Genomic DNA, 10,676 nt, shown 5'->3' on the forward strand with positions numbered 1-10,676 from the left:
CCCGCTCTCATTGAGCGGGGCTTCTAATTATCGAATCTTAATTAAGAATTATGCTTCTGCTTTCTTTAGCTCAGCTTCTTCGTTAGCTTCAACGCCGATTTCGTTTTCAGATTTCGCTACGATAGTGTTAACCGCAGTATCACCAACAACGTTAGAAGAAGTACAGAACATGTCACAGATACGGTCAACAGCAGCAACAATCGCTAGACCTTCTGGTGGTAAACCTAGTTGGTGCAATAGAACACCTACCATCACAACACCGCCACCAGGAACACCACCAGCACCGATAGACAGTAGCAGGATAGTTAGACCAAGAGTGAAGATATCAGCAGTATTGATTGGCTGACCAAACGCGTTTGCTACGAACATAGTTGCGAGTGCAATGTAGATAGATACACCAGACATGTTCATTGTTGCACCCAGTGGTACACCGAAACCTGCTACTGACTTAGATACGTTTAGTTTGTCAGTAAGAGTACGCATTGTTACTGGGATTGTTGCGTTCGAACTTGCTGTAGATAGTGAGAATAGAACTTGCTCACGAGTTGCACGTAGGAACTGCTTTGGAGAAATACCAGTGAATGAACCAACCATCATTGGATAGAAGAAGAAAATCCAGAACACAAGCATTGCAACCACAAGCGCCACATAGCCAGCAACTGACATTAGCGTGTCTGCATCCAGTGTTGCGCCCAGTTGAATCATCAGAGCAAATACACCGTAAGGCGCCAAGCTCATTACTAGGCCGATAAGCTTCATCATGATTTCGTTAGCCATCTTGAATGTCTTGATAGCTGGGCCACCACGAGAATCAAGCGCTTGAATAGCAAGACCTGTCAAAATTGCCATGAAGATGATTTGTAGCATGTCGCCGCTTGCGAACGCTTCTACAGGGTTGCTAGGAACGATGTTAACAACAAGAGAGAAGATGTCTGGTGTTTCAGTTGTTGTAAGCGCAATTGTCTCAGAAACCGTACCCGCAAGGTTCGCACCTGCACCTGGTTGGAAAATAAGACCAATCGTTAGCGCTGCTGAAATCGCGATGATGGTGTTAATAATGTAAAGACCAAAGGTTTTACCACCAAGACGGCCAAATGAACGAATATCTTTTAGCTCAACAATACCGCAAACAATAGATACGTATACAAGAGGAACTACAAGCAATTTGATAAGTGATACAAACATACCACCAGCACCTTCGGCAGCGCCAAGTAGATACGTATCAAAAATAGCAATACCGCTGAATAGGTACTGAATAGCAGTACCAATAAGTAGACCGGCGAACAAGCCTACAAAAATTTTACTTGAGAGCGATTTATCCATCGTTCTTCTCCAGTTTGTTGTGTTTAAAATTTGTACTTTTATAGTTATATATGCGACCAAAATCGCTATATGGCAGTGGATTTTACATACAAAGATAACAATTAAAAGTATTTATTTACAAAAACATCACAAATGTGACATCAAAACATTTACTCAATCACAACAAGTTTCATAACACAAAACTCTAAATCGCTGATCTGAATGAAATAAAAAGAACGACATTCTTAATGCGGTTTTGATGCTTATTTACGTGGACTCTCAAGTTATAGGCACAAAAAAAGAGAGGCCTATACCTCTCTTTTTATTTTACGCAAACCAGTGATTTATTTTGTCGCTGCGACTAACTCAGTCAATGCACCAGTCAATCACTTGGCAACGTAATTCGTCATTACTTAGCAACCATAACCATCGCTGGGCGAACCACACGACCGTTTAGTTCGTAGCCTTTTTGCATCACAAACATAACCGTGTTCGATTCGTGATCTGGGCTTTCTTGAATAGACATCGCTTGGTGGAATTCAGGGTTGAACGCTTCACCTTCAGGGTTGATCTCTTTAAGACCAAACTTAGCGACTGTGTCTACGAACGTTTTGTGCGTTAGCTCAACACCTTCATACAGTGGCTTAACCACTTCGTTTTCAGCGTCTGCTGCTTGCATTGCACGCTCTAGGTTGTCGATTACAGGAAGCAGACCTTCAGCAAACTTGTTCAAAGCGAATTTACGCGCTTTATCAATTTCTTGTTCGCTACGGCGACGCATGTTTTCAACTTCAGCTTTCGCGCGAAGAACAGAATCTTGCTGCTCTTTCACTTTAGATTCACTAGAAAGCAGTGCAGCTTCCAGTTGAGCGATTTTTGCTTCCTGCTCATCAGCAGCGTCTTCATTCAGTTCAGCTTCTTCAACTTTCTCAGCTTCAGCGATGATCTGATCTAGCTCTGCTTCGGTTACTTTGTTTTCTTCGTTGCTCATGATATCTCCAGAATTCGTTTTCAATGCAAGTGACAGGCGTGTTTGCACCCCAAATTGATATAAAACACTCGCATAGACGTTCAACTTGCCTTTATTATGGGGATGAAGAATTTTGATTCAAGCCTAATTCGTTTGGAAACGTTATGAAAAAGCCATTTGAAGTCATCGCCATTATCGGTAAACCTCGAGATCAGCAAGCAATTCAGACTCATAGAGAGCTCTATCAGTGGTTAAGTGCTGAGGGTTATCAAGTGTTTGTTGATGACAGGCTCGCCACTATTTTAGACGACATCCCAAAAGAACATTTTTCTAGCCTGATTGAATTAGGTAAACGCGCCGATCTCGCCATTGTGGTCGGTGGTGACGGAAACATGCTCGGTGCCGCTAGAATCTTGTCACGTTTCGACATTTCAGTGATTGGTGTTAACCGAGGTAATCTTGGTTTCCTAACCGATCTCAACCCTGAAAACTTCCAGAGCGCGTTGACTGATGTTCTCAAAGGCGAGTTCATGGAAGAAGAGCGCTTCTTACTTGAAACGGAAATTCATCGTCACGGCCAGATAAAAAGCCACAATGCGGCACTTAATGAGGCAGTACTGCACCCCGGACAAGTGGCGCACATGATCGAGTTCGAAGTGTATATCGATGATAGCTTCGCCTTCTCACAGCGCTCTGATGGCTTAATCGTCTCAACACCGACAGGTTCTACCGCCTACTCGCTTTCCGGCGGCGGCCCTATCCTGTCATCAAGCCTAAATGCTATCTCACTCGTGCCAATGTTCCCGCATACCCTTTCAAGCCGCCCATTAGTGGTGGATGGCAAGCGTCGTATTAAGCTTATCGTATCGCCTGATAACCGTGGAACTCAGGAGGTGAGCTGCGATGGTCAAATCTCACTGCCTGTTTCTCCTGGTGATGAGATCCACATTTACCAAAGCCCAAATGTGCTCAAACTGATCCACCCTAAAGACTACAACTACTACCACGTTCTACGTAACAAGCTAGGCTGGTCGAGCAAGCTGTTCTAAGTGAAAAGCGAACGATTTTAAAAAGGCTGACGACATTCGTCAGCCTTTTTTATTGCCGATTAAAAGCCCACCGCCTCTATCTTTACGCCAATCCACCACATCGTCATTCCCAAGAGGGAGGAACGACTGAGTTGGGAATCTATAGCGGTTTCAGTGATCTACAGACAAGCTCAATTCTGAGAGCTGTCGCAAAAAATTTTCACCTGTCGACTTTACTGTATAAAGAAACAGTATATACTGAGCTTATATACAGTATTGTTCAGTTATACAGGTAAATAAAAATGCTGGCTCATTTAAGTGTTAATAATTTCGCTATTGTTAAGTCTTTACAGCTAGAACTCTCTAAAGGCATGACAACAATCACCGGGGAAACTGGTGCGGGTAAATCTATCGCTATCGATGCTTTAGGCTTATGCCTTGGAGGAAGATCCGATGCAGGAATGGTTCGACAAGGTGAAGAAAAAACCGAAGTCAGTGCCGCTTTTTTACTTGAGAACAATCTGCATGCTACCCGCTGGTTAGAAGACAACGAATTGCTTGATGGCAGTGAGTGCATCCTGCGCAGAACCATCTCAAAAGAAGGTCGTTCTCGTGCATTCATCAACGGTAGCCCTGTCCCTCTTTCGCAATTGAAATCGCTAGGACAACTGCTGATCAACATCCATGGTCAACACGCGCATCACCAGTTGATGAAAAGCGATTACCAAATGGCCATGCTTGATCAATACGCAGGCCACTTGAACCTATTGAAATCGACACGTAATGCTTATCAAGCCTGGCGACAAGCGGATAACCACTTAAAAGAGTTACGTGAAAATAGCCAGCAAAACCAAGCTCAAAAACAACTTCTTGAATACCAAATCAAAGAGTTAAATGAGCTGTCTATTGGGGAGGAAGAATATGAAGACCTCGAACAAGAGCATAAGCGCCTCTCCAATAGCGGAGAACTGGCCACAACCTGTCAGCAAGCTATCGAGCTTATTTATGAAGGCGAAGAAGTTAATGCGCTTGGTATTCTGCAATCGGCCAATAACTCCTTAATTCAGCTAGCTGAGCTAGATGAAAGATTGGCCGAGTTACCGAACTTGCTTTCTGAAGCCATTATTCAGATCGAAGAGACCAACAACGAGTTAAGAACCTACCTAGACAGCATTGATGTTGATCCCGGTCGTATGGCTTACGTTGAGGAGCGTTTCTCTAAAGTGATGTCGATGTCTCGTAAACACCACGTGTTACCTGAAGAGCTGTATAAGCACCATCAAGACTTACTACAACAAGTTGAAGCGCTTGATTGCTCTGATGAAAAATTGGAAGAATTAGCAAACGAGGTGGAAAACCAATACCAATCGTTCGTTGCTAAATCAGAGAAGCTTCATAAATCTCGAACTCGTTACGCAAAAGAGCTCAACAAACTGATCACGCAAAGCATGCACGAACTAAGCATGGAAAAAGCGCAGTTTGCCATTGAAGTGAACAACACCAACACGCATCCTTCCCCATTGGGTATGGATAACGTGACCTTCATTGTTTCGACCAACCCAGGCCAACCAATGCAGCCAATTGCGAAAGTGGCCTCTGGTGGTGAGTTATCACGAATCTCACTGGCGATTCAGGTGATCACAGCGCAAAAAGTGGATACACCAAGCCTGATTTTCGATGAAGTCGATGTGGGTATCAGTGGGCCAACCGCTGCGGTTGTCGGAAAAATGCTACGTAAGCTGGGTGAATCTACGCAGGTGATGTGTGTGACTCACTTACCTCAAGTTGCCGGTTGCGGTCACCAGCAGCTGTTTGTAGCGAAGAACACGAAATCAGGTAAAACAGAGACTCAAATGCACACGCTTGATGAGCAACAACGCGTTTCAGAGCTTGCTCGACTGCTTGGTGGCAGCCAGATTACAGAATCGACGCTTGCCAACGCAAAAGAGTTATTAATCGCAGCTTAGGTTACATATTCAGCAACTTTCTGATAATTTACCGAAAATTCTTGGCAATTTTGCAACTTAATTCAAAATTGCCAGTCATAACAAGCTCAAAGCGCAAGGAGCTTTTTACTTCTTGCTGGAGCTTGTTTATTATCAGGCAGTATTTTAGCGAAGAAAGATCTCAGACTATGCGAATTAAAAAGTGGTTAGTTGCAGTTCCACTTGCACTAACAATGTTGACCGGTTGCTCTCTACTAGAGAAGTTGGTTTATCGAATTGACATCAATCAGGGTAACTATGTTGAACAAGAAGCTGTCGATCAGCTGAAATTTGGCATGACAAAAACACAAGTTCGTTACGTTATGGGCTCACCTATGCTTATCGAAAATGGCTACCCAGATACGTGGTACTACATTTACCACCACACAAAAGGCCATGAAGACTCGATTCAAAAAAATCTTGTTGTTAACTTTGATGCAACGGGCACCTTAGTGACGATCAATGGTGATTTTGAAGCCAGTGATGAATTCTTCGAAAGCCTTCGCTAGCTTTCAACCAACAAAGCTTTCCAGTCAACAAAGCTCTTGGCCGATAAAGCTATCAGTCGACAAAGCTATCGGTCGACAAAGCAAGAATCGCAAAAGCCTGCTCACATGAGCAGGCTTTTTAATATCTGCTAACAAATTAGCTGCGTTGTCTAACCAACAGGCACAAAAAAGCTCGCCAATATAGCGAGCTCTCTTCTTAGTCAAACTTGTTTAGCATTACGATTTAGCTGCGGCCGCTTTTGCTTGTTCAGCACGCTTACGGCGAATTTCTTTTGGATCGGCTAACAGTGCTCGATAAATTTCGATACGATCTTTATCTCGAACGGTTGCATCTAACTTAACGTTGCGGCTGTATACGCCAACTTTATTTTTCGCCAAGTCGATTTCTGGATACAACTCTAAAACACCAGACTGCGCAATAATCTCTTCAACGGTCGCGTTCTTATTTACCACTAAGGTAAATACACGCTGCTCATGTGGAAGCGCAAACACAACTTCTACGTGGATCATATCTGATTCAATAGTCATGGCTTAGTAAACCTGTTTCGCTCGTTGAGTAAAAGCACTGACCATATTGCTTGTCAGTTCATTGAAAATCTTGCCAAATGCCATTTCAATCATTCGACTAGAAAATTCAAACTCTAGTTTAAGTTCAACCTTACATGCTTGGTCGTCTAGAGGAGTGAAATACCAGCCCCCCTCCAGCTTCTTAAACGGGCCATCTACCAGCTCCATTAAAATTTCAGCACCATCCGCCATTCGATTCGACGTAGTGAATGTTTTACTGATACCAGCTTTAGAGACATCAACCGAAGCCACCATCGCGGAATCTGAAGATTCGATCACACGAGAACCAGAACATCCTGGCAAAAACTCAGGATAACGAGCAACATCATTGACCAAGCTGAACATCTGGTCGGCACTAAAAGACACTAATGCTGAACGAGTAACCTTTGGCATATAGACTCCTGTTAAAGACAGCGTTACATTAACACAAACTGCAATTTTAATTGTATTGGGCCAGAGCGCAAATAAAAAGGATTCCCCATCTAGGGCGCATTCCGTATAATGAGGCCATTATGGCAAAGAATAAATCAAAATCAAAAGCCGGTAGTAATACCATTGCGCTTAATAAGAAAGCTCGCCACGAATATTTCATCGATGATGAGATAGAAGCGGGGCTTGAGCTACAAGGCTGGGAAGTAAAATCCCTACGTGAAGGCAAAACCAATATCGCAGAAAGCTACGTATACATCCGAGATGGCGAAGCATTCATCAGTGGTATGACGATTACTCCGCTAACTCAAGCGAGTACTCATATCGTGGCGAACCCAACACGTATCCGTAAACTATTAATGTCGAGAAAAGAACTCGACAACCTTATCGGTCGTATTAACCGTGAAGGCATGACGCTTGTCGCAACCGCACTTTACTGGTCTCGCTCTTGGGCGAAGATTAAAGTTGGCGTAGCGAAAGGTAAAAAGCTGCACGATAAACGTACTGATATGAAAGAAAAAGATTGGGCGAGAGATAAAGCACGAATTATGAAGAGTAATTTGCGTTAATTTTAAGCACTTAAACGCACAGTGCTAGACAGGGTAAGCTTTTCTGGTACTATGCAAATAACACTTGGGGCTGATTTAGGATTCGACAGGAATTTTGAAGTCTGAGGTGCATGCCGTGGGGCGGTTGGCCACGTTAAAAGCCGCAAAAAAATAGTCGCAAACGACGAAAACTACGCACTAGCAGCTTAATAACCTGCTCAGAGCTCTCTTACCCTAGCTTCCGCTCGTAAGACGGGGACCAATAAGAGATCAAACCCAAACTAGCTAGCGTGGCTTCTCCCACCTGAGAGGAAAAGCGCGAATTATAATTCAGGTTAGCCTTTAACTAGCGTGTCGGTTCGCAGGTTGCTGGTGAAATTAAAGATCGACTAAGCATGTAGTACCAATGATGAATGATTTTTGGACGCGGGTTCAACTCCCGCCAGCTCCACCAAACGTTTGGAAAGGGCGGTAAGTCACTGATTTACCGCCCTTTTTGTATCTAAAGCTTCGATATTAGGCTGTTTGTACTACATTTTGGTACTAAAACATGCGCTATTTATCTCTCTCAAAATCTGGTATTTGGCAGTTTCGTTACCAAATACCATCTGAACATCGGCACTTATTTGACGGGCTTCGTGAAGTCAAACGCTCGCTGAAAACATCATGCAAAGATAAAGCTACGCTTTTAGCATTAGAACTAGAGATACAGGTTCGTCGCACAATCATATCCCCGACTGAAACCACAGCATCAAAGCAAGTCAGACCCATTCATAATGAAAAAAAGCGCCCATCAGCGAAACAGAAAAAGCTTAAGGCGTTATGCCCAGAAAAGATGTTAGAGCGCTTTTGCCTTTACAAGGCTCAACATATATCACCAAAAGCCGTTGAAATGCTAAAAGCGAAGTGTCAAACCGTCCTTGATTTGCTTGGGAAATCCAACCTCCCTGAAATTCGCAGACGTGATGCTGAAGATGCAGTGCAGCTATTACGACAATACCCAGTCAATATGAAGAAAAAAAAACAGTTCAAGGGGCTGACAGCTAAGCAGGCCGTCAAACTCAATGACAGCCTAAAAATGCCCACACTGAGTGAAGAGTCGGTAAAAGACTACTGCCAAAAGACTTCGGGATTCTTCGAGTGGTGTCATTTAAATGAGTTTACTGACATCAATCCGTTTAAAGCAATTCGGTTTCGCAAGAGGCGTAAAGACAGTGAAGCCAAGAACGCTTATACAAGCAAAGACTTACAAAAAATCTTTAGTACCGAGATTCATGCTAAGCATAAGTTCAAGCACGCCTACTACTACTGGTTGCCACTTCTTGCCAGTTTAACAGGTGCTAGATTGAATGAACTCTGTCAGCTCTATAAGTCAGACATTTGCCAACGAGAAGGGGTTTGGGTCATTCAAATCGATGACCGGCATGAGGGACAAAAAATCAAAAATATGACGAGCCGTCGCGTCATCCCTATTCACCGCCAGTTAATCGAACTTGGCTTTATTAAATACCTACATTCAGTTGAACATGAAAGAGTATTTCCTGAACTAAAAGACTCGCGAGATGGCTTTGGTAGTGCCGCCTCTAAGTGGTACGGACGCTTCAAAACTAAATTGGGATTCGGTAAAGGCCATGATTTTCACTCCTTCCGCCATACTTTTGCTACGCAGCTCAAACGTAAAAAGGTTTCTCATATTGTCGCAGGTGCGATCTTGGGTCATACCTTGAATAGCATCACGTACGATCGCTACGGAAAAGAACTCGATACTAGCCAACTCAAAGAGGTAATAGACCTAATTGAGTTAGAATCAGTAGCAAAACTGCTCAAAATGACACCATCTACCTGAGAAAGTTATATTTCTATTATGTTTTTTTAAAGTCTTGGGCGTGAATTCACGCCCAACTTTTTTACAAAGTCCTTGTAAAACAGTTAGTTACAATAGGATGTGTGTAAGCCACACTATTGACTATTTAATTTACTTTAAAAACAACAACTTAACCTCAAAGTCAGGCCATTTACAGCTTAAACACCTTTTCTTTACATTAATTGGAGACACATTAATTAAGTAAATTTAAGGATAAACAATGTCTTTAGCGACTTCATCTTCGGCTAGTGATGCTTCACACCAAGTAATCCACAACTACAACATCATGACCAATTCGGGAACTGAATCGGTAACATTCGAGCGTCCAACTCGCAAAACTCAAAGGGTGGTGAAACGTAAGACATGCTTTGAAATTCTGGATGAGTACACTCAGTATCGCCTTAAGCTTAAAAAATCAAAGCCTAAAAACATTCATCAAGATAGCAGTGTACTCAAGATTATTCTTCACTTTATGGGGTTTCTAGAACTCAATGAGCTTGATCGCATTGGTGCAGAGCAGATCGCCCAAGCCTACTGCTATAGACCTAAAAACCCGAGAAAGTATGAAGAGTTTAGAGGGTTGGAAGGGTTTGACTTAATTGCAAAAAATGAATCTCTATTAGAGCCGAAGGACTACATTTCATTATCGACTGCTAGAGGACACTTCCAAAAAATGTCGACCTTTCTGAGCTGGGCAAAGGCTCGTGGTTATGTTTCTGATAATGTGTTTTACAAGATGCCGACTAAAAGAGTTAGCAAGGAGAAAAAGCGTTTTCCTTTCACCGAACAGCACTTACTAGACATTTTCTCAATGCCTGACTATGCCAACCATCAGTACCTACATCCATATTACTACTGGGTTCCTCTGTTACTAAGATATACGGGAGCAAGACTCAATGAGATATGCCAACTTTGGGTCGATGATGTTGTTATTGCTGACGGATTCCATTGCATCATCATTCGTGAAACCTATGAAGATCAAAGCACAAAAACAGGTGTGACCAGACTTGTCCCTTTACATGATGAACTGCTAAAGAAAGGCTTTATAGAGTTTGTTAACTCGAAAAAGAATGGTCAGGTGTTTTCTGAGCTAACACCTACTAATGGGTACTTTTCACATAATCCCTCAAAGTGGTTTTCACGCCGTCGTAAAAAGCTCGGTATCAAAGCAGGAGAAGGGTTTGATTTTCACTCATTCCGTCATAATTTTGTGAATGAACTAAAACAAAACTTAGTATCGATGGAACTTGTAGAGTCTATTGTAGGGCATGAAAATGCAGCAAAAATTGCTAAAGTATCAAACGAACTGGTTAAGTCTGTCGTTGGCCTCGAGCACAACTCAGAGTCATTCGACACATATAGCTACCAATACAACCCAGCCATACTCGCTCCGATTGTCAACATGATCGATACATCACATACTGTAGTGGTCAACTGATATTGGCCACGTTCCTAGAGTTTAACCAGAACAATC

The 10,676-nt window shown here is 42.8% G+C and carries 10 protein-coding genes and 1 other RNA gene; 7 read left to right on the top strand and 4 right to left on the bottom strand.

The window, feature by feature from the left end; all coding sequences use genetic code 11:
- Window positions 1–48 precede the first annotated feature (48 nt).
- Together A6D97_RS17185 and grpE are read right to left on the bottom strand one after the other, a co-directional pair.
- Window positions 49–1,323, bottom strand: a complete 1,275-nt coding sequence (locus tag A6D97_RS17185) for a dicarboxylate/amino acid:cation symporter (protein WP_017072011.1) — start codon at window positions 1,321–1,323, stop codon at window positions 49–51.
- A 388-nt stretch (window positions 1,324–1,711) separates the two neighbouring features.
- A complete protein-coding gene (gene grpE, locus A6D97_RS17190; RefSeq protein ID WP_017069543.1) occupies window positions 1,712–2,293 on the bottom strand; it encodes a nucleotide exchange factor GrpE in 582 nt (193 codons plus the stop codon).
- Window positions 2,294–2,436: 143 nt separating this feature from the next.
- Here grpE and nadK point away from each other — a divergent pair, with 143 nt between their 5' ends.
- The 3 genes from nadK to bamE all read left to right on the top strand — a co-directional run bounded on the left by nadK (window position 2,437) and on the right by bamE (window position 5,794).
- Window positions 2,437–3,321 (top strand): NAD(+) kinase, encoded by an 885-nt coding sequence (gene nadK, locus A6D97_RS17195; RefSeq protein WP_017066747.1) that lies wholly within the window; start codon window positions 2,437–2,439, stop codon window positions 3,319–3,321.
- A 281-nt stretch (window positions 3,322–3,602) separates the two neighbouring features.
- On the top strand, window positions 3,603–5,267 hold the full coding sequence (gene recN / locus A6D97_RS17200; RefSeq protein WP_017059862.1) for a DNA repair protein RecN: 1,665 nt from the start codon (window positions 3,603–3,605) through the stop codon (window positions 5,265–5,267).
- Between the two features lie 167 nt (window positions 5,268–5,434).
- Window positions 5,435–5,794 (top strand): outer membrane protein assembly factor BamE, encoded by a 360-nt coding sequence (gene bamE / locus A6D97_RS17205; protein WP_010438918.1) that lies wholly within the window; start codon window positions 5,435–5,437, stop codon window positions 5,792–5,794.
- Between the two features lie 216 nt (window positions 5,795–6,010).
- On the opposite strand, the gene A6D97_RS17210 is transcribed toward bamE, so the two are convergent.
- Together A6D97_RS17210 and A6D97_RS17215 are read right to left on the bottom strand one after the other, a co-directional pair.
- A complete protein-coding gene (locus A6D97_RS17210; protein WP_010438916.1) occupies window positions 6,011–6,322 on the bottom strand; it encodes an RnfH family protein in 312 nt (103 codons plus the stop codon).
- Between the two features lie 3 nt (window positions 6,323–6,325).
- Entirely contained in the window at window positions 6,326–6,754 is a 429-nt protein-coding gene (locus A6D97_RS17215) for an SRPBCC family protein (RefSeq protein WP_010438915.1), read from the bottom strand.
- Window positions 6,755–6,873: 119 nt separating this feature from the next.
- Between A6D97_RS17215 and smpB the strand changes: the two genes are divergently transcribed.
- From smpB to A6D97_RS17235, 4 genes are all read left to right on the top strand, one after another.
- Complete coding sequence (gene smpB, locus A6D97_RS17220) at window positions 6,874–7,359, top strand: SsrA-binding protein SmpB (protein ID WP_004735156.1); 486 nt, start codon at window positions 6,874–6,876, stop codon at window positions 7,357–7,359.
- A gap of 66 nt (window positions 7,360–7,425) precedes the next feature.
- Window positions 7,426–7,792: a transfer-messenger RNA gene (gene ssrA, locus A6D97_RS17225) on the top strand.
- A 96-nt stretch (window positions 7,793–7,888) separates the two neighbouring features.
- Window positions 7,889–9,184 carry a site-specific integrase gene (locus A6D97_RS17230; RefSeq protein WP_065584887.1) on the top strand — a complete coding sequence of 432 codons (1,296 nt, stop codon included), beginning with the start codon at window positions 7,889–7,891 and terminating at the stop codon, window positions 9,182–9,184.
- 238 nt (window positions 9,185–9,422) lie between these two features.
- Window positions 9,423–10,640: a site-specific integrase gene (locus tag A6D97_RS17235; RefSeq protein WP_065584888.1), complete on the top strand. Its 1,218-nt coding sequence runs from the start codon at window positions 9,423–9,425 to the stop codon at window positions 10,638–10,640.
- The last annotated feature ends 36 nt before the right edge of the window (window positions 10,641–10,676 follow it).

Source organism: Vibrio sp. ZF57, from assembly GCF_001691235.1.
In the GTDB taxonomy this organism is placed as follows: domain Bacteria; phylum Pseudomonadota; class Gammaproteobacteria; order Enterobacterales; family Vibrionaceae; genus Vibrio; species Vibrio crassostreae_C.

Bases quoted from the DNA above. Each gene is read 5' to 3' on its own strand.
- recN (WP_017059862.1), top strand. From the start codon at position 3,603: ATGCTGGCTCATTTAAGTGTTAATAATTTCGCTATTGTTAAGTCTTTA.
- smpB (WP_004735156.1), top strand. From the start codon at position 6,874: ATGGCAAAGAATAAATCAAAATCAAAAGCCGGTAGTAATACCATTGCG.
- A6D97_RS17185 (WP_017072011.1), bottom strand. From the start codon at position 1,323: ATGGATAAATCGCTCTCAAGTAAAATTTTTGTAGGCTTGTTCGCCGGT.
- grpE (WP_017069543.1), bottom strand. From the start codon at position 2,293: ATGAGCAACGAAGAAAACAAAGTAACCGAAGCAGAGCTAGATCAGATC.
- A6D97_RS17235 (WP_065584888.1), top strand. From the start codon at position 9,423: ATGTCTTTAGCGACTTCATCTTCGGCTAGTGATGCTTCACACCAAGTA.
- bamE (WP_010438918.1), top strand. From the start codon at position 5,435: ATGCGAATTAAAAAGTGGTTAGTTGCAGTTCCACTTGCACTAACAATG.
- A6D97_RS17215 (WP_010438915.1), bottom strand. From the start codon at position 6,754: ATGCCAAAGGTTACTCGTTCAGCATTAGTGTCTTTTAGTGCCGACCAG.
- A6D97_RS17230 (WP_065584887.1), top strand. From the start codon at position 7,889: ATGCGCTATTTATCTCTCTCAAAATCTGGTATTTGGCAGTTTCGTTAC.
- nadK (WP_017066747.1), top strand. From the start codon at position 2,437: ATGAAAAAGCCATTTGAAGTCATCGCCATTATCGGTAAACCTCGAGAT.
- A6D97_RS17210 (WP_010438916.1), bottom strand. From the start codon at position 6,322: ATGACTATTGAATCAGATATGATCCACGTAGAAGTTGTGTTTGCGCTT.